Origin of the sequence: Oscillibacter sp. CAG:155 (genome assembly GCA_000436875.1) — a bacterium.
Classification (GTDB): domain Bacteria; phylum Bacillota; class Clostridia; order Oscillospirales; family Oscillospiraceae; genus Oscillibacter.
Genome location: FR890956.1, coordinates 33,727 through 54,351 on the forward strand (window position 1 = coordinate 33,727; position 20,625 = coordinate 54,351).

Genomic DNA, 20,625 nt, shown 5'->3' on the forward strand with positions numbered 1-20,625 from the left:
AGAAAAGTCCGAGAGCTCCCGGATTGTCTGGCTGCCAAGGCCAATGAGATCGTCCAGACTGCCGGCGGTCAGCAATGTCACGGAAAGGGCCCCCGCCATGGGCAAAAAGGCTGTGGCCCGACTTCCGCCAGTTCCCTGGCCAAAGCCCTCCGCCGCGCCGCACAAAACCGCCACAAACAACACGGCTACAGCTCCCCGCAGACGTGTTCGGATCACCGTCCCAGCCTGATCGCCCAAACGCTCCAGAATACTGCCGATGCCCTGGGCCAGGTCCCCAGCATCATCCGCAGACTGTCCCTCCAGAAAATCCTCTGCTTCTTTCGGCACCGCGTCGGTAAGATCACTGGGCAGATCCACCGCCTGGGCCTGGACCGTCAGCAGCAGCAAGCACACTACCGCAAAAATCAGTTTCTTCATTCCATCAGCTCCAACAGCAGCGATAAAACCGTCCGCAGCAGCGGCAGCGACACCACCAGTGCGCACACCGCCCCCGCCGCCTCCACCACAGAGGCCAGGGCGGACTCCCCGGCATCCCGGCAGAGGCTGCCTCCCACCCGGACCACCAGTGCGATGCCCACCGCCTTGTAAAGCGGGACAAACAGCTCCGGCGAGACGCCGCTGTGCTCCCCCAGTTCCGTGAGAAAGCCGGTCACTTCCTCCAGGGCCTGTCCTACGGCAAGCAATACCACGACAGCCGCCGCCACGGCCAGCAGCAGGGCGGTCTCCGGGCTGCCCCGCCGTACCACCACCGCCAGCAGTGCGCACACCACGCACGCCCCGGCGGCCTGGATCGCAAGCTCCATGCTTAAAACCCGAAGAGGGTCTTGATGAGGTCAAAGAGGTCACTGATCTCCTGGACCATCATCATGAGCACCACTACCAGCCCCGCCAGCGTGGTCATCATGGCCTGCTCCTCCCGGCCGGAGCGCACCAGCAGCTGGTTGAGCACCGCCACCAAAATACCGATGGCAGCAATCTTGAAAATCAAATCCACATCCATGTTTCTACCCTCACAGCAGCAAAATCACCAGCAGTGCGGCACCGGAAAAGCACAGCGCCGTGACCCGCTTCTCCCGTTCTCCCCGGCTGCGGCGCTGTTCCTCCAGGCTCCTGCCCAGGTGAGAGATGACCAGTGAAATTCCTTTACAGACAGAAGTTTCATCGCCGCCCAGATGGCGGCCGGCCTCGGCCAAAATATCCCGGTCCTCGTCACATAACGGGAGTTCTTCCGCCGCCTGACGCCAGACCTGTGCCACATTCCCGCCCCGCCGGGCCGCCCCGGCTACAGCGGTGAAAAAAGCAGTGACCTCCGGTCCCCGCCCCCGGCTCAACCGGTCCAGCAGCTCCGGCAGCGGTGTCCGGGCCAGGCGGATCTCCTCCGCCATTTCCGTAAGACACGCCGTCAATTCCGAGAGCGTGTCCAATTCCCTGCGGCAGACGGAGACCATGGACCACCTGGCCCAGAATCCGCCCCCCAGGATCAGCAGACTTCCCAGCAGCTTTACCATGGCAGCTCCTCCACTTCATAGCACCGCCCCGTCCCCGTCCGCCGGATACAGACCGCCAGACGAAAGACCCGGTCCTCCAGCAGCTGCGCGTACAGGGGCTTGCGCTTGAGTTCTTCCACGCTGCCGGCGTGAATGGTGGCCAGCAGCCGGACTCCGCAGCCATTGGCCAGGTGAACGGCCCGCAGGTCCTCCCGGACCGTGATCTCATCCACGGCGATGATCTGGGGATTCATGGCCCGCAGCACAATGGGAATCCCCAGTGCCTTGGGACAGGCGTCCAGCACATCGGTCCGGGGCCCCACGTCCATCTGGGGCCGGCCCCGGACCATCACCGCCACCTCTCCCCGTTCGTCAATGAGGGAGACTCTTCTGGAACCATAAGGCGCCGTGCCCGTCGAAAGGCGCCGCACCAGGTCCCGCAGCAGCGTGGTCTTCCCGCCTCCCGGCGGTGAGAGGATCAGTGTGCTGGCAAATTCTCCGTCCCGGAAAAGGCGGGGCGCCACGTCATCGGCAATCCCCCGCTGTTCCCGGCCAATCCGCACCGCTGCGGAGGATAGATCCTTGAGATTGGTGTTGGCGCCGTCCTTCATCACCGCCGTGCCGCACAGTCCCACTCGAAAGCCGCCCCGGACGGAGAGATACCCCTCCCGCAGCGTCTCCGATGCGGCATAGCGGGAAAATTCCGTGGCCAGGTTGCACAGTGTCTCCAGCTCCGCCGGTTCCACCACAGCAGCAAACGTCCGCTCCCCCGACGGCAGTAGCACCGCAAAAGGCTGTCCCGCCCGGAGGCGGAACTCCTCCGCCGTCATCTGCTGTGATTCCGGCAGAGTCAACGCCAGGGCCCGGAGTCTGGGCGGCAGGATGGCTGCCGCCGCCTGATAACGCAAACAGTTCTTGTCAGATTGCAAGGGAGGTTCCCCCTTTCTTTGGTTGCTATACTCTATGAGGGCCCGTCCCACAATATGACGGATGCTTTTGACAAAAAAGCAGGACCCTGCGCATCGCGCAAAGGTCCTGCTGATGGGCAGAGCTCCCGGCCGACCGTTTTCGCCGCCGGATGCAGTTTCGGCAAGCTGCGTCTTTTCCGGGTTCCAGGCGAACAGCGCAGAAAAGCCGTGCGGGACTTGATCTCCCGCACGGCTTTTCCGATTTTATCAGGTTGCGCAGGAGGCAGTATCAGGCCTGCATGGCCTTGGCAGACTCCTCCAGCTTGGCGATGAGTTCTTTATATTTGGCAGCCTTCTCCTTCTCGGCGTTGACCACGGCTTCGGGTGCCCGGGAGACGAACTTCTCGTTAGAGAGCTTCTGCTCCACAATGCGCAGGCCGTTTTCGGCCTTCTCCTTCTCCTTGGCGATGCGCTCCAGCTCCGCAGCGATGTCCACCAGCTCACTCAAAGGCAGATAGGCCGTGGCGTTGTGGGTCACCACGCTGATCATACCGGTGACATCCGCCGGGGCATTCTCCGCAAAGGTCACGCCGCTGGCATAGGCCAGACGCTGGATGAAGTGGACACCCTGGGCATAGACCTCCGGCGTGGCGGTGACGATCAGCACCTCCGCCTTCTTGGAGGGGGGCACGTTCATCTCCGCCCGGCGGGCACGAATGGCCTTGATGGTATCCATCACCGCCTCCATGGCAGACTCCTCTGCCGGGAAGTCCAGCTCCGGACGGTAGACCGGCCACTGGGAGGTCATGATGAACTTCCCTTCGTGGGGCAGGGCCTGGAAGATCTCCTCCGTGATGAAGGGCATGAAGGGATGGAGCAGCTTCAAAAGCTCCGTCAGCACGTAGCAGAGGACGTTCTGAGCCACCAGCTTTGCCTGCTCGTCCTCGCCGTTCAGGCGGGACTTGGTCAGCTCGATATACCAGTCGCAGTAGGTGTCCCACAGGAAGTCGTAGACCTTGGCGGAGGCCACGCCGATCTCATAGCTCTCCAGGTTCTCGGTGACTTCCTTGATGAGCGTATTGAGCTTGGAGAGGACCCACTTGTCCTCCGGTGCCAGCTGGTCCGCCCCGGGCAGCACGCACTTGTCGATGGTGAGGTTCATCATCACAAAGCGGCTGGCGTTCCAGATCTTGTTGGCGAAGTTGCGCATGGCCTCGCACTTTTCCGTGTAGAACCGGGTATCGTTTCCGGGGGAGTTGCCGGTGATAAGGTTGAAGCGCAGAGCGTCGGCGCCGTACTTCTCCGCCATCTCCAGCGGATCGATGCCGTTGCCCAGGGACTTGGACATCTTGCGGCCCTTGTCATCCCGGACCAGGCCGTGGATCAGCACGGTGTGGAAGGGGATCTGGTGCATCTGCTCACAGCCGGAGAAAATCATCCGGGCAACCCAGAAGAAGATGATGTCGTAACCGGTGACCATGACGGACGTGGGATAATAATACTCCAGATCCGCCGTCTTATCCGGCCAGCCCAGCGTGGAGAAAGGCCACAGGGCGCTGGAGAACCAGGTATCCAGCACGTCGGGGTCCCGGGTCAGGTGGGTGCAGCCGCACTTCTCGCACTTGGTGGGGTCCTCCCGGGAGACGTTGATGTGGCCGCACTCGTCACAGTACCAGGCAGGAATCTGGTGGCCCCACCACAGCTGACGGGAAATGCACCAGTCATGGACGTTCTCCATCCAGTTGATATAGGTCTTGGCAAAGCGCTCGGGGACGAACTTGACCTCGCCCTCCTTCACGACCCGCAGTGCCTCCTTGGCCAGGGGCTCCATCTTCACGAACCACTGGGCGGAGATCAGCGGCTCCACATCGTTGTGGCAGCGATAGCAGGTGCCCACGTTGTGGTTGTAGGGCTCGGTCTTGACCAGATACCCCTGCTCCTCCAGGTCCTTGACGATCTGCTTGCGGCACTCGTAGCGGTCCATGCCCTCATAGGGGCCGCCGTTTTCGTTGATGCGGCCGTCGTCACCGATGCAGCGGATGACCTCCAGGTTGTGGCGCAGGCCCACTTCAAAGTCGTTGGGGTCGTGGGCGGGGGTCATCTTCACAGCGCCGGTACCAAAGCCGATCTCGCAGTACTCATCGCCCACAATGGGGATCTCCCGGTTCATGATGGGCAGGATGCAGGTCTTGCCGATCAGGTGCTTGAACCGCTCGTCCTCCGGGTTCACGGCAACGCCCGTATCGCCCATCATGGTCTCAGGACGGGTGGTGGCGATTACCAGATCACCGGAGCCGTCGGCCAGGGGATAACGGATATACCACAGGTGGCCGGGCTTATCCACGTACTCCACCTCCGCGTCGGAGAGAGCGGTGGCACAGTGGGGGCACCAGTTGATAATGCGGCTGCCCTTGTAGATGAGGCCCTTGTCATAGAGCTCGCAGAAGGTCTCCCGGACGGCCTTGGAACAGCCCTCGTCCATGGTGAAGCGGGAGCGGTCCCAGTCGCAGGAAACGCCCAGCTTCTTCTGCTGTTCCACGATGCGGCCGCCGTACTTTTCCTTCCACTGCCACACCCGTTCCAGGAACTTCTCCCGGCCCAGGTCATAACGGGTCTTGCCCTCGTTGACCCGCAGGTCCTCCTCCACCTTGATCTGGGTGGCAATACCGGCGTGGTCCGTGCCGGGCAGCCACAGTGTGGAATAGCCCTGCATCCGCTTGAAGCGGGTGAGGATATCCTGCAGTGTGGAATCCAGCGCATGGCCCATGTGAAGCTGGCCCGTCACGTTGGGGGGCGGCATCACGATGGAAAACGGCTTTTTCTTGGGGTCCGGATCGCCGTTGAAGCAATGGTTGTCCTCCCACATCTGATAGATGCGGGACTCCACCTGCTGGGGTTCATACACCTTTGGCAGTTCTTTGTTCATAGGGATTCTCCTTTTCTATATCCTGATGGATCAAATATCATAATAGGTCTTGCCGCACTTTTTCTCCAGAAAGCTCCGCAGTGCCTTGGGGTCCTGCCCCGGCACCTGATCCAGCTGTACGATCAGGCTTGCCAGCCGGTCCAGGAAAATGAAATCATAGCCCCGGAAATGCACCAGCGCAAAGACTTTCTCATATTCATGCCGGATGGTCTTTCCGCCCATGACCTCGTAAAAGCCCTGCTCGTCAAAGCGCAGCTTGCCGCTGTACATCACCCGCATCCGGGCGCAGCCAGCGCTGATGATATTGGGAATCAGTGCCGCGGCCAAAAACAGCGCACCGATGAGCAGATAACTGAACCGGGTAAAGGACAGCCCGTCCGCTTGGATGTCGCCCCAGGTCTTCCAGATACGCCAGACACCCACCGCCAGGCACACCACCCGGAACAACAGCATCTGCCAGCGGCGGAACAGCCGCTCCGATACCTGGTAAAGTGCCAGGAGCTGGCGGTAGTTTAAGTTGATCTCCGCTTCGAATTTCATGGTTCTCTCCTTCGTAATGGAATTTTCGGCCCGATCAGACAAACAAAAACGCCCTGAGCCAGAAGGCTCAGGGCGAACAATGTCCGTGGTACCACCTGAATTCATGCAAAAAACACGCACTCACCGGCGCCGCATGGCGCCATTCCCGATAACGGCGGGGTCACCGTCGCGGCTTACTGCTCTTTCAGCCGGATGCTCCGGGACGACTTCTCCGGCCGCTTCCCAGGCGCTTCCACCAACCGCGCCCTCTCTTGGCATCCGCCAGCCGGGTACTGCTTCCCTTCTTTGCAGTTCCCAATATCTTGATTCCGTACCAGTATAGTATACCGGATTTGGATTGTCAAGGTCAGGAAAGCCGCAAAATTTCCTTTTTCAGCCGGGAGATGATGCGTTTTTCCAGGCGTGAGATATACGATTGGGAAATTCCGAGCTGGTCTGCCACTTCCTTCTGCGTCTGTTCCCGGCCGCCGCCCAGTCCAAAGCGCAGCGTGATGATCTGTTTTTCCCGGGGAGACAGGGTATTCACTGCCGCCGTCAGCAGCGAGCGGTCCACATCCTCCTCGATGGGCCGCATCACCACATCCGCCTCTGTCCCCAATACGTCGGAGAGCAGCAGCTCATTGCCGTCCCAGTCGGTATTGAGGGGCTCATCGAAGGAGACCTCCCCCTTCCGGGCAGCGTTTTTCCGCAGGTACATCAAGATCTCATTTTCAATACACCGGGAGGCATACGTTGCCAGCTTGATGTTCTTGTCGGACCGGTACGTCCCCACCGCCTTGATAAGGCCGATGGTCCCGATAGAGATGAGGTCCTCGATGCCGACCCCCGTATTTTCAAACCTGCGGGCGATGTAGACCACCAGCCGCAGGTTATGTTCGATCAGTTCCTGCCGGGCACACTCTTCCTCCACGCGTCCCAGCAGTTCCTTCTCCCGCTCCTTGGTCAGCGGCGGCGGCAGCGTGTCGCTGCCCCCGATGTAGTGGACACCCTCCGCCGGCAGCAGCCCCAGCCGCTCCAGCAAATTCCGCAGTTTCCGTTTGAGCCCTTTCATGATCTCGTCTGCCTCCATCCGCATCGCCGCCCCACAGCGCGGCATACCCTGTTCCCAGTTCCGTGGGGGACAGCGCCACCAGCACGCCGGCCTGCCGCCGTCCCGCCCATTCGATCCAGTCGCTGCGCACCGCCAGCAGCAGTCCGCCCGCTCCCACCGCGTGATATGGGATCAGCCGGAACCGCAGTTCCGGCGCCACCCGCCGCAGTGGCTCCAAAAGGTCTGCCGGCGGCAGGGACATCTCCAGCAGATGCCGGACCTCAGAGGGCAAAACACCGTTCAGTGCCCCCGGGGCCGTCACCAGCACCGGCGCCCCGCACACCGGGTCCCGCAGGCTGTTTCCGGTGTCATGCAGCGCAGTCAGTTCCACGTCCCGGCCGCCCACACACACCCGAATCCGCAGCAGCTCCCCCGCCACTGCATGCCGGGCAGAGGCCCGGAACACCACCGTCAGCACCACATACGCCGCTCCGGCGGCTACCAGCAGCACCCGTACGGACACATCCGTATAGAAAACGCCGTTGACTGCCGGAATCGCACCGCCGGAGAGCAGTCCAAATCCCAGCACGCACCCCGCCATGGCGCAGGACACCCCGAAAAACAACAGCGTCAGCCGCAGCAGCTTGCGCTCTCCGCCAAAGGCTGCCAGCGCCAGCAATATCCCCGCAGCCGCCTTGACCGGCATCTGTGCCAAAAACTCCAGCCCCGGCAAGAACACCGCCGCCGCGTATCCGCCCCCCAGCAGCGCTCCCAATGCATACCTGCCCCGCCGCAGCGGCACCCCCGCCAGCCGTCCGGCGGAGAGCAACAGCAGATAATCCATCAGTGCGTTGAGCACAAACACGCTGTCGAGATAAACAACCGTCATGGTATCCCCCCTTCCCAGCGAAAGAACACAGGTACTGCCACCCATGTCCAGCAGAGATGATTATACGGCGGGCCATTCGTAAAACCGGTCGCAAAACGGGGACGCCGTTCCTTTTGCTGCCATCCACCCGCACTCGGCTCACGATGGAAAAAGCGCAAAAAAGCCGCGGAATCTTTTGATTCCGCGGCTTTTCCAATTGATTTTCCGGTTTACACCAGATAGGGCGCCACCATGGAAGTCACCAGTGCAAATACCATGACCACCACCAAAACCAGAGCCACTGCCCGGGTCTTTTTGTTCATTTCTTCTCCTCCTCCCGGGACAGAATTTTTCGGATGCTCTTTTCCGCCTTGCTGCGGGGCAGCATCAGCTCATGGCCGCACCCCTGGCAGCGCAGCTTGATGTCCATGCCCACCCGCAGAATCTCCCACTGGGTGCTGCCGCAGGGATGGGCCTTTTTCAGTTCCACTTTGTCGTGCAGACGCAGGTCCATACATACCTCCTGTCAAACAGATCTTGTCCGCTGCATATAGTACTACAACAAAAATGACGCCGCGTCAAGCGGCAGATAGGATGCGATCATCGATGCCGGAAAACAAACTGTATCTGCCGGAGGGGCTCCGTCCCCCCACTGAATGGTCTCTCTCTGCTCTCCAGGCCGCCCAGGCGGCCGGCACCATTCTGGAAGCACCTGTCCAGCGCTGCGGCGTGGACCGCACCCTCTACCTCTCGTTGGGTCCCATTGCCGGGCGCATTCCTCGCCAGGAGGCACTCTCCCCCTGGATCAGCGGTGCGGACCGGGACATTGCCCTGCTCTCCCGTGTGGGAAAACCCGCCTGCTTTACCGTGACGGACATTCGTGCCGATGAAAAGGGCGCGCCTGTCGCGCTGCTGAGCCGGCGGGCCGCTCAGGAGCGGGCTTTGGACGCCTTTCTGAAAACGCTGGTTCCCGGCGCGGTGGTCACCGCAGTGGTGACCCACTTGGTGCCCTTTGGTGCGTTTTTGGACATTGGCTGCGGCATCGTCGCCATGCTCCCGCTGGAGCGCATCTCCATCTCCCGGATCTCCAGTCCCCGGGATCGCTTCCAGGTGGGGCAAAAAATTCTGGCCGCCGTGGCCTCCATCGATTACCAGACCCGCCGCTTCACCATGACCCACCGGGAACTGCTGGGCACTTGGATGGAAAACGCCAGTTACTTTCAGCCGGGGGAAACCGTCCGAGGCACCGTCCGCTCCGTCAAGGAATACGGCACCTTTATCGAACTGGCCCCCAATCTCTCCGGTCTGGCCGATACCCGGGAAACGCTCCAGCCCGGGGACGGAGTATCCGTGTACATCAAAAGCATCCGCCCGGACCGGATGAAAATCAAGCTCCAGATCATCGAAAAACTTTCGCCTGATCCGGTGCCGCCGCCCATCCGCTATCAGATCACCGACGGCGTGCTGGACCGCTGGGTCTACTCTCCGCCAGGCTGTGAAAAGCCTGTCGTGGAAACCATCTTCCGGGAGAGCGGCGAATAGAGCACCTCATCCGAAGACGCTACTCCCAAAACATTGGATTCCTGTCAGCCATGGGTGTAGGCAGTGGTTTAAAAATCGCTTCCCTTGATCTTCTCCCAGTATGCCCGGGCGGCCTGCTCCGTCTTGTTGTCGCCCCATTCATAATAGTGGACGCCCTGCAGCGCATCCGGCAGATACTGCTGCTTGACCCAACGGTGCGGGAAATCATGGGGATAGAGATAGCCCTGCTCCCGCTCCTGGCCGCTGGTATCCACATGAACATTTTGGAGATGCCGGGGAATCTCCCCGGTTTTTCCCTTTTTCAGATCCGCCATGGCCGCAATGATGGCATTATGGGCGGTATTGGACTTCGGTGCGGTAGCCAGCAGCACTGCCGCCTCGGCCAAGGGTAGCCGGGCCTCCGGCAGTCCCAGCTGTACCGCCGCGTCCACGCAGGCCTTGGTCACCACGATAGCCTGGGGATAGGCAAGACCAATATCCTCCGCCGCAATCACCAGCAGCCGCCTGCACGGAGACAGCAGGTCCCCCGCCTCCAGCAGCCGTCCCAGATAGTGGACCGCCGCGTCCGGGTCGGACCCCCGGATGGATTTTTGCAGGGCGGAGAGAATATCGTAGTGGGCATCCCCATCACGGTCATAGCGCATAGCACTGCGCTGAGAAACCTGTAAGGCGTCTTTACTTGTCAAAATCAGAGTGCCGTCCGGAGTCGGTGAGGCCGCCTGACACAACAGCTCTACGGCGTTGATGGCCTTGCGCACATCTCCGCCGGCTGCGGTGGCGATCTGAAGCGGGAGTCCCTCCTCCCAGTGAAGGGGCAGCGTACTGCGCTGCTGCTCCACCTTCAGCGCCCGCAAAACAGCACCCTCCGTCTCCTTCGGGGAAACAGCCTTGAACTCAAATACGGTACTGCGGGAGAGCAGAGCGCTGTACACATAAAAATAGGGATTCTCCGTAGTGGAGGCGATCAGTGTCAGGGAGCCGTTCTCCATAAACTCCAGCAGGCTCTGCTGCTGCTTTTTGTTGAAATACTGGATCTCGTCCAGATACAGCAGTACCCCGCCGGGGGCCATCAGTGTTCCCACGTCGGCACAGATGTCCTTTACATCCTGCAGCGACGCGGTGGTGGCGTTGAGCCGGTAGAGGGTTTTGTTGGTGCGCTGGGCGATGATGTTGGCAATGGTGGTCTTGCCGGTGCCGGAGGGACCGTAAAAGACCATATTGGCATCGGTCCCCCGTTCGATCAGACGGCGGAGCACCGCACCGGGGGCCAGCAGATGCTTCTGCCCCACCACCTCATCCAGCGTTTTCGGGCGGATCTCATCCGCAAGGGGACGCTGCATGGCGAGCCCTCCCTTCCTTTTTGCTTGAATGTATAGTATACCATAATCCCCCAGTGCTTTCCACCGGAAAATTGCCGGAGGAGGTGTTGCATTTTCCCCTCGCCAATCGTCGGATTTTGTGGTATTCTGTCCTCTAAGAGGTGACTGCCATGAAATCCAAAGCCGCCGTCAAGCGGATCATTGAAACGCTGAAGGGAATCTATCCGGACGCCCTTTGCTCCCTGCAATACAAAAAGGACTATGAGCTGCTGTTTGCCGTGCGGCTCTCCGCCCAGTGTACCGACGAACGGGTCAACAAGGTGACCCCAGCACTCTTCGCCCGCTTCCCCACCCTGGAGAGCTTTGCGGAGGCTGACCCTGCCGAGGTAGGAGAATATATCCGCTCCTGCGGCTTTTTCAATGGGAAGGCCCGGGATCTGGTGGCCTGTGCCCAACAGATTTTGGAGCGGCACGGCGGTAAGGTCCCCGGCACCATGGAGGAGCTGACGGCCCTCTCCGGCGTGGGCCGCAAGACCGCGAACCTGATTTTAGGAGATGTGTTCGGTCAGCCGGCATACGTATGCGACACCCACTGCATCCGCATCACCGGTCGGCTTGGCATCACCGACGGGTCCAAGGACCCTGTCCAGGTGGAGCGGCAGCTGCGCCAGTCCATCCCCCCTAAGGAATCCAGTGATTTCTGCCACCGGATGGTTCTCTTCGGCCGGGACACCTGTACTGCCCGGTCTCCCAAGTGCGAGGGCTGCCCCCTCTCCGGTGACTGTGACAGTGCCAAAGCCGCTGTGAAAGCGGCAAAAGCGGCCAAATAATGTATCCTGTTCCAACGTGCCTGCATCCGCAGGCACGTTTTTCTTTTCTCACTCATATACTGGTACGGAACGGAGAATCTCTCCGGCCAGAAGGAGGAAGCCATGGACGAACGCTTGAACCATATGGCACAGCAGCTTGGGCGAAATCCCGCCGCCCTGCGCGCCCTGATGCAGTCCCGGGATGGGCAGGCTCTGATGCGGATGCTGACCCAGCAGGATCAGGGCGCTTCTTTACAGCAGGCAGTGCAGTCCGCCGTTCGGGGTGATACCACCCAGATGACCCAGCTGGTGCAAAAGCTGATGCAAAGCCCGGATGGGGCCGCATTGATCAATCGAATCAACCAGACCACACAGAAGTAACCATCGGCGGAAAGGGGGATGGATGCCGTGTCCGAATTTGATGACAAACTCAATGCCCTGCTCTCGGACCCCGGCAAAATGGCGCAGATCATGCAGATGGCCCAGTCCATCTCCGGCGGAGAGGAGTCCTCCTCCGGCGGCAGTCCGCCCCCCTCTGCCCCACAGCCTCCCCAGCAGGCAACGCCGCGCCAGCCGCCCTCTACCGGCACAGACCTGCTCTCTTCCCTGGGCAATGGACTGGACCCCAAGCTGCTGATGCGTCTTCTGCCGTTGCTCCAGGAGTTGGGCGGGCAGCAGGATTCCAATGCCCGGGCGCTGCTATACGCCCTGCGTCCCTACCTGAAGCCGGAGCGGCAGGAAAAGGTGGAGCGGGCGCTGCAGCTTGCCCGGCTGTTCCATCTGGGCAAAAAGTTCCTGGCCGGATGGGAGGGATAAGCCATGTATAACCGCTATGTTCGAAATGACAATGGTACTTATACCCGAATTCCGGAAGAGACCCAGAGCCCTCCCTCTTCCGGACACGGGGCAGAAACACGCGGCAGGCATGACGTGCCTCACACATCCAATAACCAGCCGTCCGGAAACGGGCCGCCTGGAAACGGAGCAGGCAGCAGTATGCCGCCTCCGACCGCCGCTTCCGGAACGCCCTTCTCCGACGGACTGAGCAGCTTTCTGCGGCACATTCTGGACCAGCTGCATCTGGACCATGTGGACACGGGAGACCTTTTGCTGCTGGTGCTGCTGTTCTTTCTCTTCCGGGAGGACGCCGATGAGGAACTGCTGGTGGCTCTGGGACTTCTGCTGATTCTTTAAAAAAGCGGAGCGCAGCGCGCTCCGCTTCTTACCGTTTAATTCGCCAGCAGGTCCGTCCCGTCCGGCAGGGTGAATTCCGATTCAATGGTGGGGTCCAGATCAGCACTGGTCTCCCACATCCGGTAGACGGTCTCTCCGTCCAACAGCTTTTCCGCTGCCACCAGCAGCCCGGAGTCCACGCTGACCCAGTACTTCAGCACATAGCCATACGCATCCGCGGCAGTCTCCACATAGATGCAGTTCATGTTGCTGAGAGTCTGATAATTAGCGGCGGAGATCTCCTCCACCGGCAGGTCCAGCACATCCTCATAGGTCGGGATAGCCTGTTCCATATCGGCTGAGATCTCGCCGGCCTGTGCCGCGTAAACGGTCCGTTGGCTGTTGTACCAAATGTAGGTCATCCGGCCATCGGTGACGGAATGGCGGACCCGGTCCCGGGCCAGCGTCTGATCCACCCGGGTCCATCCTCCGCTGACAGTGACAGTATTTTCCATTGTGCCGCTGCCGTTGTCCCAGAACTGCTGTACCACCAGCTCCCGCTGGTAGGTCTCCGGCCGTTCCAGTGTGGCTACGGCGGCCTGTACGGTGTCCGGCCGGATCTCCACAACGGTCAACCCGTCGCCGCTGCTGCTTTCCTCGCTCTGCACGCCTTCCTCTTCCTGAGAAGGCAGCTCGATCCTCGGGGACGGGCGCAGGCTGTTGGCCAGCATCAAAACCACCACCAACGCAATCAGTCCCGCAAAGCCAACAGCGGCCCGGCTGAGCTTTCTACGTTTCATGGCGGCCCTCCTCCCGATCCGCAGCCCGCGTTACTGCGCCTGATAATCCTCCGGACGCTCGCCCCGGCCAAAGTGCCACAGGATTGCATCGGCGATCCGGCGGCAGGCATGTCCGTCACCGTAGGGGTTGACCGCATGGGCCATTTTGGCGTAGGCCTCCGGGTCCCGGATCAGCCGCTGCGCCATGGTGACGATATCGTCCTGCACCACGCCGCAGAGCTTTACCGTCCCGGCGGCTACAGCCTCCGGCCGTTCCGTCTCCCGCCGCATCACCAGGACAGGCTTGCCCAAAGCAGGTGCCTCCTCCTGCAGTCCGCCGGAATCCGTCAGCACCAGGAAACTCCGCGCCATGAGGTTGTGCATCTCATCCGCCGGCAGCGGGTCGATCAGATGCACCCGGGGTGCGCCGCGGAGATAGGTATCCACCGCCTCCCGGACCACCGGGCTCAGGTGGACGGGATACACCAGCTCCACATCTTCGTTTTCCTCAGCGATCTGCCGCAGGGCCAGCATGATGTTGCGCATGGGCTCGCCGTAGTTCTCCCGCCGGTGGCAGGTAACGAGAAGGATCTTTTTCTCCCCGTAAGGCAGGTGGTTGAGCGCCTCAGTGGAGAAGTGGTAATCCTCCCGGACCGTGGTCTTGAGGGCGTCGATCACCGTGTTGCCGGTAATGAAAAGGCCCTCGGTAATTCCCTCCTTCAGCAGGTTATTTTTGTTGTTCACCGTGGGGCAGAAATACAGATCCGCAATGGCGGAAACCAGCTTTCGGTTCATCTCCTCCGGAAAGGGAGAATACTTGTCATAGGTTCGCAGGCCTGCCTCCACGTGGCCTACCGGCACCTGATGATAAAAGGCGGAAAGGGCCCCTGCAAAGGTGGTTGAGGTATCGCCGTGCACCAGGATCATATCAGGCTTGAGCGCGTCGATAGCCGCGTCCATGCCGGTGAGGCACTTGCTGGTAATGGTAGAGAGGGTCTGGCGGGGGGTCATGATATCCAGGTCATAGTCCGGCTTGAGCTGGAAAACCTCCAGCACGCTGTCCAGCATCTGACGGTGCTGAGCCGTAACACAGCAAAGGCTCTCCACTCCCTCCCGGCTGGCCAGCTCCTTGACCAGCGGCGCCATCTTGATCGCCTCCGGCCGGGTGCCGAACACACTCATGATACGAAGCTTTTCCATCACTGATCCTCCTCTTCTTCCCAGGCACCTGGCCGCTGGTCAGGTGTCTTGTCGGCGTTCTCCGGCGGTGTCTCCGGGGCTTGTCCCTCGCCGTGATGGCCGTGGTCCTTCAGTTCGTCCAGTTCTTCCCGCAGTTCCTCCTTGACCTCCTTGGGGAACACTACCCGGGCAGCAACTACCGCCACAATGCAAAGCGCCAGGAAAAGCAACATGGCTTTCTGCTCCCCGCCGGTGGTCAGCACCACAGCGGATAGACCCAAAATGGCAGAGATCACATACAGCGTGGCCACCGCCTGCTTCTGGTTGAGGCCCATGTCAATGAGCCGATGGTGGATATGGCTCCGGTCCGGATGCATGGGGCTCTGGCCGTGGGCAATCCGGCGGATAAAGGCGAATGTGGTATCAAAGATGGGCAAGCCCAAAATCAAAAACGGCACCACAAAGGAGATCACCGCATAGTACTTGAACAGGCCCTGAATGGACATGGTGGCCAGGATATAACCCAAAAAGGTGGCACCGGTATCCCCCATGAACATCTTGGCAGGATTCATATTGTAAGGCATAAAGCCCACGCAGGCACCCACCAGCGCCGCCAGCACCACTGCCACAGCACTTTGATCGCTGGCCAGGGCAATAACCAACATGGTGGTGGCCGAAATGGCGGACACACCGTTTGCGAGACCGTCCAGGCCGTCGATCAGGTTCACGGAGTTAGTAATGGCCACGATCCAAAGGACCGTAAAGGGAATGGACAATCCGCCCAGCACCCAATAAAGATTCTCGGAAAAAACGTTGGGATTGGAAAACGCCAGAATCCGCACACCATGGGTGGCGGGGATCAGTGCTGCGACAATCTGAACCACGAATTTCAGCATGGCGGGCAGTGCCATAATGTCGTCCACCACGCCCAGCACCACAATGATGACGGCACCCAGCAGAATGCTCTGCAGTTCCGGTGTGATCTCCGCAAAGAGCAAAATGCTGACCATAAAGCCGATGAAGATGGCCAGGCCGCCCAGCCGGGGGATGGGGACCTTGTGCATCCGGCGGGCATCCTTCGGCACGTCAATAGCGCCCACCTTATAGGCAAACGTCTTGACCACCGGGGTCATCAGGAAGCTGACTGCCAGCGCCACCAGCAGCGCCAGCACCACATAGGCCAACAGCTTTGTATCAAACAGCATTTCGTCCCTCCGTCACCGGGCCAGGAAGCCAATTTTTTTATAGACCTTGTCCAGCGTACGGTTGGCCACACGGGAGGCCTTCTCCGCACCGGCGCGGTACACGCTCTCAAGGTAGCTCTTGTCTGCCAGCAGGTGCTCCGTCTCCTCCCGGATGGGCCGCAGCAACTCCACCACGGACTCACCCACAGCAGTCTTGAAATCGCCGTAGCCGCGTCCGTCAAATTCCCGCTCGATCTCCTCAAAGGTCTTTCCGGCGGCCACGGAGTAGATCTGCATCAGGTTTGAGACCCCGGGCTTCGCGGCGGGATCATACCGGACGCAGGCCTCAGAGTCGGTCACGGCCTTCTTGAACTTGCGCATGATGTCCTCGGGCTTTTCCAGCATATAGATGCAGCCGTTTTGATCCTTGTCGGACTTACTCATCTTGTTCTCCGGGCTGGTCAGGCTCATGACACGGGCACCCACAGGGGGAATATAGGGCTCGGGGAGCTTGAAGACCTCACCGTAAATGCCGTTGAAGCGGGTGGCGATGTCCCGGCAGATCTCCACGTGCTGCTTCTGATCGCCGCCCACCGGCACCAAGTCCGCCTGATAGAGCAGAATATCCGCCGCCATCAAGGAGGGATAGGTAAAGAGTCCCGCGTTGATGTTATCCGCATTTTTAGCGGACTTGTCCTTGAACTGGGTCATGCGGGAGAGTTCACCGAACATGGTGTAGCAGTCCAGCACCCAGCCCAACTGGGCATGAGCCGGCACATGAGACTGAACAAAAAGCGTGTTCTTCTCCGGGTCCAGGCCGCAGGCAATGTAAGCCGCCACCTGAGTCAGCGTCCGGCGGCGCAGGTCCGCCGGCACCTGCCGGACAGTGATGGTATGCATATCCGCCAGCATGTAATAGCAGTCATATTCGTTCGCCAGCGCTGCCCAGTTCTTGATAGCCCCCAGATAAGACCCCAGCGTCAAGTCGCCGGAGGGCTGAATACCGCTGAGAATCCGCTTTTTTTGAACTTCATTTTCCATGATCGGAACACCTCAAATCTTTCTATTGAAAGCGCCCTGCACAAAGGGTGCAATTTAACTTATAGAGTGTATCATACTCCATAGAAAAGTGCAACGGAAAAGCGACGTATGCCTGAAATTTCATCCGCCTCACATCCGTTTTTCGTAAAAGAGGTTGGCATCCAGCAGCAGACAGACTATACCGCTGTAAAAGTTATTTTATAGTAGATTTTCATAGCTCTGATCCTCCAGTTCCCGGTTCTCCCGCAAGCAATACAGCTCTTCCACTGAGGTATGGAACACCTCCGCAATGCGGTATGCCAGCAGGAGCGACGGATTATACTGTTCCTTTTCCAGAGAGATAATGGTGCGGGAGGACACATGGACCCACTCCGCCAGCTGCTGCTGGGTCATCCCAGCCGCCATTCGCAGCTCCTTGACTCGGTTTTTCACAGTACCCTCCCTCTGTCTCCAAAACATGAAGTATGCTTTATGTGAAGTATACTTCATGCATAGCAATTCTGCACAGGTTTGTCAAGTCCCGGTCCAACCCTTTGTTTGCCAGCTTGGCAAACCACCTCAATACGGCAGGGAGTGGTGCATTGTTCGGTTCTGATTCAGACCGGCGATTCTCCCTGACCGGATACCGGCACAGGCAATCCGAATTGGCTGGAGAGCATAAATCCGGAGCAGCCATCCATACTTTTATGAGAATCCACCGGGTTTTTGGTCCCGTATTTCTTCCCGCAGCAGATGTGAAAACTCTTGACATTCCAGGCGTGCTGGATGATAATCTAATCTGTTAAATTATGCATGGAGGTACTTTCATGTCTGTTGATCACGCATTTATTGAGGAGATGGAAGCCCGTATCCCCAAGGGCGGGGTTCGGACCCGGTTCGCTCCCTCTCCCACTGGCTATATGCACGTGGGCAATCTCCGCACTGCCTTGTATACCTGGCTCATCGCCCGGCACAACCACGGCACTTTCATTCTCCGCATCGAGGACACCGATCAGGGCCGCCTGGTGGAAGGTGCCACGGACGTCATCTACCGCACCATGGCAGAGTGCGGTCTGGACCATGACGAAGGTCCCGATGTTGGCGGTCCCGTGGGCCCCTATATCCAGTCCGAGCGCCGGGGGTTGTACGGCAAATACGCTGAGCTGCTGGTGGAAAAGGGTGCTGCGTACTACTGCTTCTGCGAAAAGACTGAGTCCGAAGAGGACAGCGGTGACTTCCAGCGGGGCGATGACCCCTGCCGGGACCTGAGTCCCGAGGAGGTCCAGGCCAATCTGGCTGCCGGCAAGCCCTATGTCATCCGTCAGCGCATCCCCCACGAGGGCACCACTACGTTCCATGATGTGTCCTTCGGCGACATTACCGTGGAGAACAAGACTCTGGACGACCAGGTCCTCCTGAAGCGGGACGGCCTGCCCACTTATAACTTTGCCAACGTGGTGGACGACCACCTTATGGGCATCACCCACGTGGTCCGGGGCAGCGAGTACCTGAGCTCCGCCCCCAAATACAACCTGCTGTACGAGTCCTTTGGCTGGGACATTCCCACCTATGTCCACTGCTCCCCTGTCATGCGGGATCAGCACAACAAGATGTCCAAGCGTCACGGTGATCCCTCCTATGAGGACCTGAAGGCTCAGGGCTATCTGACGGAGGCCATTTTGAACTATGTGGCCCTGCTGGGCTGGGCCCCCAAGGGCGAGCGCAGCGAGCAGGAGATCTTCTCTCTTGCCGAACTGGTGGACGCCTTTGACATTGCCGGCATCTCCAAGTCCCCTGCCATCTTCGACATTGAAAAGCTCACCTATTTCAACGCCACCTATCTGCGGGCTATGGACCCCGCCGCATTCGCCAAGGCCGCAGAGCCCTATATCCGCGAGAGCGTCAAGAACCCCGCCATCGACACCGCCGCTGTGGCTGCACTGCTGCAGGCCCGCTGTGAAAAGCTGACGGACATTCCCGAAAAGGTGGACTTCTTCGATACCCTGCCTGAATACAGCGTGGACTTCTATACCAACAAGAAGTCCAAGACCAATCCCGAGGTGTCTCTGGCCATGCTGCAGGCCGCCGTCCCAGTGCTGGAGGCCCTGCCGGAGTGGACTCAGGACGCCATCCACGACGCCCTGATCGACCTGGCCGCCCGGCTGGAGGTTAAAAACGCCACTCTGATGTGGCCCGTCCGCATCGCTGCTGCCGGCAAGCTGGTGACTCCCGGCGGTGCCGTGGAGATCTGCCACATTCTGGGCCGTGAGGAGACCCTGCGCCGCCTGCGCCATGGAATGGAGCTGCTGGGCGCATGAGTCTTGGTTTTCCTTCCGCCTACGGAGACTTGCTTTCCGCTTGGCGGGACGGCGTGAAACGGGAAACCGGCCGTTCGGCCGCTGCATTTTTGATTTTGATGGTGCTCACCTGCGTGGGTTGCCTGTTGATTCCGGGACTTCTGGATCTGCTGAGCGGTGTGATGGGAAATCTGACCGTGGATCTGGACGCTGTTACCGACGAATCCGGAAATCTCTCTGCCCTCGCGGTATTTGTCAGCAATCTGCAGGCCACCACCTTTATCATGCTCTATGGCCTGCTGCCCTTTGTGCAGCTGCCGGCCATGGCACTGGGACTCAATGCCGTACTGCTGGGCTGGCTGGCAGCGGTATACGTACGCAACGGCCTTTCCCTGGCGTTGTATCTGGCAGCGTTGATTCCTCATGCCATTTTTGAGCTGCCGGCCATGATGCTGGCCTTTGGCGTGGGGCTGTACACCTGCGGACAGCTGACCCGCCGTCTGCGGGGAAATGAGGAGACACGCTCCGTTACCGGCTGTCTTTCCCTGATGGGGCAGACCCTGCTGCTGGCACTGGCGCCGCTGCTGCTGGCCGCCGCCTTCGTGGAAGCCTATGTCACACCAGCCATCGCCGCCTGGTTCCTTTAAAAAAATCCCAATCTGAAAAGGACTGTTTGACTATGAGTAAAATTGTGATCCCCGCGGGGTACCGGATGCCCTTGACCAACAACGAGCTACAGCGGGCCATTGAGCTGATCCACAGCGAGTTTCAGCACAGCCTCACGGTCCGGCTCAACCTGCACCGGGTCTCTGCTCCCCTTTTCGTGGACGGCAAGACCGGTCTGAACGATGACCTGAACGGTGTGGAGCGCCCTGTCACCTTCGACATCCCCGATGTGGGCACCGAGGGGCAGGTGGTACACTCTCTGGCCAAGTGGAAGCGTCTGGCCCTCAAGCGTTATGAGTTCAAGCCCGGCACCGGCCTTTATACCGATATGAACGCCATCCGCCGGGATGAAGAGGTGGACAACCTCCACTCCATTTACGTGGATCAGTGGGACTGGGAAAAACATATTGACACGGCCAACCGCAACGTGGGGTATCTTCAGGACACCGTGCGGGACATTGTGGGTGCCATCTGCGACACCGCTGCTGCACTGCGGAATGCCTTCCCGGTTCTCACCTTTATCCCTGACCGGGAAGTCTACTTCATCACCACGCAGGAGCTGGAAGACCGGTTCCCTGACCTGACCCCCAACGAGCGGGAGACTGCGATCTGCCGGGAGCATCACACCGTGTTCTTGATGCAGATTGGCAAGAAGCTCAGATCTGGTAAGCCCCATGACGGCCGTGCCCCTGACTATGACGACTGGGATCTCAACGGTGACATTCTCATGTGGAACCCGGTTCTGGAAAGCCGCTTTGAGCTCTCCTCCATGGGAATCCGGGTGGATGCCGCGGCGCTGGACCGTCAGCTGACGGAGCGGGGCTGTGATGACCGCCGGAAACTCCCCTTCCATCAGATGCTGCTCAAGGGAGAACTCCCTCCCTCCATCGGCGGCGGG

Annotated in this window: 22 protein-coding genes, 2 pseudogenes and 1 other annotated feature; of the genes and pseudogenes, 8 read left to right on the forward strand and 16 right to left on the reverse strand. The window is 59.9% G+C overall.

Annotated elements, in window-relative coordinates:
- From QZL67_RS10860 to QZL67_RS10905, 10 genes and pseudogenes are all read right to left on the reverse strand, one after another.
- Nucleotides 1-417, reverse strand: a pseudogene (locus QZL67_RS10860) (stage III sporulation protein AE); the annotation flags it as partial.
- A complete protein-coding gene (locus QZL67_RS10865) occupies nucleotides 414-803 on the reverse strand; it encodes a SpoIIIAC/SpoIIIAD family protein (RefSeq protein WP_022290742.1) in 390 nt (129 codons plus the stop codon). The pseudogene QZL67_RS10860 and the gene QZL67_RS10865, both read right to left, overlap by 4 nt.
- Nucleotides 804-805: 2 nt before the next feature.
- Entirely contained in the window at nucleotides 806-1,000 is a 195-nt protein-coding gene (spoIIIAC, locus tag QZL67_RS10870) for a stage III sporulation protein AC (RefSeq protein WP_022290743.1), read from the reverse strand.
- Between the two features lie 10 nt (nucleotides 1,001-1,010).
- On the reverse strand, nucleotides 1,011-1,508 hold the full coding sequence (locus QZL67_RS10875; protein WP_022290744.1) for a stage III sporulation protein AB: 498 nt from the start codon (nucleotides 1,506-1,508) through the stop codon (nucleotides 1,011-1,013).
- Complete coding sequence (locus QZL67_RS10880) at nucleotides 1,502-2,416, reverse strand: stage III sporulation protein AA (RefSeq protein WP_022290745.1); 915 nt, start codon at nucleotides 2,414-2,416, stop codon at nucleotides 1,502-1,504. The genes QZL67_RS10875 and QZL67_RS10880 overlap by 7 nt, the downstream gene beginning before the upstream one ends.
- Nucleotides 2,417-2,684: 268 nt before the next feature.
- The gene (locus tag QZL67_RS10885; protein ID WP_022290746.1) at nucleotides 2,685-5,321 is read right to left on the reverse strand and encodes a valine--tRNA ligase; all 2,637 of its coding nucleotides are present in this window, start codon (nucleotides 5,319-5,321) and stop codon (nucleotides 2,685-2,687) included.
- Between the two features lie 30 nt (nucleotides 5,322-5,351).
- Nucleotides 5,352-5,861, reverse strand: a complete 510-nt coding sequence (locus QZL67_RS10890; RefSeq protein WP_022290747.1) for a hypothetical protein — start codon at nucleotides 5,859-5,861, stop codon at nucleotides 5,352-5,354.
- A gap of 65 nt (nucleotides 5,862-5,926) precedes the next feature.
- Nucleotides 5,927-6,156: a binding site (T-box leader), on the reverse strand.
- A gap of 51 nt (nucleotides 6,157-6,207) precedes the next feature.
- On the reverse strand, nucleotides 6,208-6,912 hold the full coding sequence (sigE, locus tag QZL67_RS10895; RefSeq protein ID WP_292920323.1) for an RNA polymerase sporulation sigma factor SigE: 705 nt from the start codon (nucleotides 6,910-6,912) through the stop codon (nucleotides 6,208-6,210).
- 46 nt (nucleotides 6,913-6,958) lie between these two features.
- Nucleotides 6,959-7,825, reverse strand: a pseudogene (locus QZL67_RS10900) (sigma-E processing peptidase SpoIIGA); the annotation flags it as partial.
- Between the two features lie 253 nt (nucleotides 7,826-8,078).
- Nucleotides 8,079-8,273: a DUF951 domain-containing protein gene (locus QZL67_RS10905; RefSeq protein WP_022290751.1), complete on the reverse strand. Its 195-nt coding sequence runs from the start codon at nucleotides 8,271-8,273 to the stop codon at nucleotides 8,079-8,081.
- A gap of 92 nt (nucleotides 8,274-8,365) precedes the next feature.
- On the opposite strand from QZL67_RS10905, the gene QZL67_RS10910 reads away from it, so the two are divergent.
- Entirely contained in the window at nucleotides 8,366-9,301 is a 936-nt protein-coding gene (locus tag QZL67_RS10910) for a S1 RNA-binding domain-containing protein (RefSeq protein WP_022290752.1), read from the forward strand.
- Nucleotides 9,302-9,369: 68 nt separating this feature from the next.
- Here the strand turns inward: QZL67_RS10910 and QZL67_RS10915 are convergent, their stop codons facing one another.
- Nucleotides 9,370-10,641, reverse strand: a complete 1,272-nt coding sequence (locus tag QZL67_RS10915) for a replication-associated recombination protein A (RefSeq protein WP_022290753.1) — start codon at nucleotides 10,639-10,641, stop codon at nucleotides 9,370-9,372.
- A 149-nt stretch (nucleotides 10,642-10,790) separates the two neighbouring features.
- On the opposite strand from QZL67_RS10915, the gene nth reads away from it, so the two are divergent.
- The 4 genes from nth to QZL67_RS10935 all read left to right on the forward strand — a co-directional run bounded on the left by nth (nucleotide 10,791) and on the right by QZL67_RS10935 (nucleotide 12,623).
- Nucleotides 10,791-11,450 (forward strand): endonuclease III, encoded by a 660-nt coding sequence (gene nth, locus QZL67_RS10920; RefSeq protein ID WP_022290754.1) that lies wholly within the window; start codon nucleotides 10,791-10,793, stop codon nucleotides 11,448-11,450.
- A 102-nt stretch (nucleotides 11,451-11,552) separates the two neighbouring features.
- The gene (locus QZL67_RS10925) at nucleotides 11,553-11,810 is read left to right on the forward strand and encodes a hypothetical protein (protein WP_022290755.1); all 258 of its coding nucleotides are present in this window, start codon (nucleotides 11,553-11,555) and stop codon (nucleotides 11,808-11,810) included.
- 18 nt (nucleotides 11,811-11,828) lie between these two features.
- A complete protein-coding gene (locus QZL67_RS10930; protein WP_022290756.1) occupies nucleotides 11,829-12,245 on the forward strand; it encodes a hypothetical protein in 417 nt (138 codons plus the stop codon).
- A 180-nt stretch (nucleotides 12,246-12,425) separates the two neighbouring features.
- A complete protein-coding gene (locus tag QZL67_RS10935) occupies nucleotides 12,426-12,623 on the forward strand; it encodes a hypothetical protein (protein ID WP_292920325.1) in 198 nt (65 codons plus the stop codon).
- A 35-nt stretch (nucleotides 12,624-12,658) separates the two neighbouring features.
- Here QZL67_RS10935 and QZL67_RS10940 read toward each other — a convergent pair whose 3' ends face one another.
- The 5 genes from QZL67_RS10940 to QZL67_RS10960 all read right to left on the reverse strand — a co-directional run bounded on the left by QZL67_RS10940 (nucleotide 12,659) and on the right by QZL67_RS10960 (nucleotide 17,217).
- Entirely contained in the window at nucleotides 12,659-13,402 is a 744-nt protein-coding gene (locus QZL67_RS10940) for a hypothetical protein (RefSeq protein WP_022290758.1), read from the reverse strand.
- Between the two features lie 30 nt (nucleotides 13,403-13,432).
- Entirely contained in the window at nucleotides 13,433-14,581 is a 1,149-nt protein-coding gene (gene wecB, locus QZL67_RS10945) for a non-hydrolyzing UDP-N-acetylglucosamine 2-epimerase (protein WP_022290759.1), read from the reverse strand.
- Nucleotides 14,581-15,765: an MraY family glycosyltransferase gene (locus QZL67_RS10950; protein WP_022290760.1), complete on the reverse strand. Its 1,185-nt coding sequence runs from the start codon at nucleotides 15,763-15,765 to the stop codon at nucleotides 14,581-14,583. The genes wecB and QZL67_RS10950 overlap by 1 nt, the downstream gene beginning before the upstream one ends.
- Before the next feature lie 12 nt (nucleotides 15,766-15,777).
- The gene (gene trpS, locus QZL67_RS10955) at nucleotides 15,778-16,785 is read right to left on the reverse strand and encodes a tryptophan--tRNA ligase (RefSeq protein ID WP_022290761.1); all 1,008 of its coding nucleotides are present in this window, start codon (nucleotides 16,783-16,785) and stop codon (nucleotides 15,778-15,780) included.
- 198 nt (nucleotides 16,786-16,983) lie between these two features.
- Complete coding sequence (locus QZL67_RS10960; RefSeq protein WP_292920327.1) at nucleotides 16,984-17,217, reverse strand: helix-turn-helix transcriptional regulator; 234 nt, start codon at nucleotides 17,215-17,217, stop codon at nucleotides 16,984-16,986.
- Nucleotides 17,218-17,591: 374 nt separating this feature from the next.
- Between QZL67_RS10960 and gltX the strand changes: the two genes are divergently transcribed.
- The 3 genes from gltX to asnA form a co-directional block, all read left to right on the forward strand.
- Nucleotides 17,592-19,082, forward strand: a complete 1,491-nt coding sequence (gene gltX, locus QZL67_RS10965; protein WP_022290763.1) for a glutamate--tRNA ligase — start codon at nucleotides 17,592-17,594, stop codon at nucleotides 19,080-19,082.
- Between the two features lie 53 nt (nucleotides 19,083-19,135).
- Nucleotides 19,136-19,708, forward strand: a complete 573-nt coding sequence (locus QZL67_RS10970) for a stage II sporulation protein M (protein ID WP_292920329.1) — start codon at nucleotides 19,136-19,138, stop codon at nucleotides 19,706-19,708.
- A 32-nt stretch (nucleotides 19,709-19,740) separates the two neighbouring features.
- Nucleotides 19,741-20,625 (forward strand): aspartate--ammonia ligase (gene asnA / locus QZL67_RS10975; RefSeq protein ID WP_292920331.1); only part of this gene is annotated, 885 nt, incomplete at its 3' end.

Coding starts and splice junctions, on each gene's coding strand:
- QZL67_RS10885 (WP_022290746.1), bottom strand. CDS start 5,321: ATGAACAAAGAACTGCCAAAGGTGTATGAACCCCAGCAGGTGGAGTCC.
- QZL67_RS10935 (WP_292920325.1), top strand. CDS start 12,426: ATGCCGCCTCCGACCGCCGCTTCCGGAACGCCCTTCTCCGACGGACTG.
- QZL67_RS10915 (WP_022290753.1), bottom strand. CDS start 10,641: ATGCAGCGTCCCCTTGCGGATGAGATCCGCCCGAAAACGCTGGATGAG.
- QZL67_RS10940 (WP_022290758.1), bottom strand. CDS start 13,402: ATGAAACGTAGAAAGCTCAGCCGGGCCGCTGTTGGCTTTGCGGGACTG.
- spoIIIAC (WP_022290743.1), bottom strand. CDS start 1,000: ATGGATGTGGATTTGATTTTCAAGATTGCTGCCATCGGTATTTTGGTG.
- trpS (WP_022290761.1), bottom strand. CDS start 16,785: ATGGAAAATGAAGTTCAAAAAAAGCGGATTCTCAGCGGTATTCAGCCC.
- QZL67_RS10875 (WP_022290744.1), bottom strand. CDS start 1,508: ATGGTAAAGCTGCTGGGAAGTCTGCTGATCCTGGGGGGCGGATTCTGG.
- QZL67_RS10890 (WP_022290747.1), bottom strand. CDS start 5,861: ATGAAATTCGAAGCGGAGATCAACTTAAACTACCGCCAGCTCCTGGCA.
- QZL67_RS10950 (WP_022290760.1), bottom strand. CDS start 15,765: ATGCTGTTTGATACAAAGCTGTTGGCCTATGTGGTGCTGGCGCTGCTG.
- nth (WP_022290754.1), top strand. CDS start 10,791: ATGAAATCCAAAGCCGCCGTCAAGCGGATCATTGAAACGCTGAAGGGA.
- QZL67_RS10930 (WP_022290756.1), top strand. CDS start 11,829: ATGGATGCCGTGTCCGAATTTGATGACAAACTCAATGCCCTGCTCTCG.
- sigE (WP_292920323.1), bottom strand. CDS start 6,912: ATGAAAGGGCTCAAACGGAAACTGCGGAATTTGCTGGAGCGGCTGGGG.
- gltX (WP_022290763.1), top strand. CDS start 17,592: ATGTCTGTTGATCACGCATTTATTGAGGAGATGGAAGCCCGTATCCCC.
- QZL67_RS10905 (WP_022290751.1), bottom strand. CDS start 8,273: ATGGACCTGCGTCTGCACGACAAAGTGGAACTGAAAAAGGCCCATCCC.
- wecB (WP_022290759.1), bottom strand. CDS start 14,581: ATGGAAAAGCTTCGTATCATGAGTGTGTTCGGCACCCGGCCGGAGGCG.
- QZL67_RS10865 (WP_022290742.1), bottom strand. CDS start 803: ATGGAGCTTGCGATCCAGGCCGCCGGGGCGTGCGTGGTGTGCGCACTG.
- QZL67_RS10910 (WP_022290752.1), top strand. CDS start 8,366: ATGCCGGAAAACAAACTGTATCTGCCGGAGGGGCTCCGTCCCCCCACT.
- QZL67_RS10925 (WP_022290755.1), top strand. CDS start 11,553: ATGGACGAACGCTTGAACCATATGGCACAGCAGCTTGGGCGAAATCCC.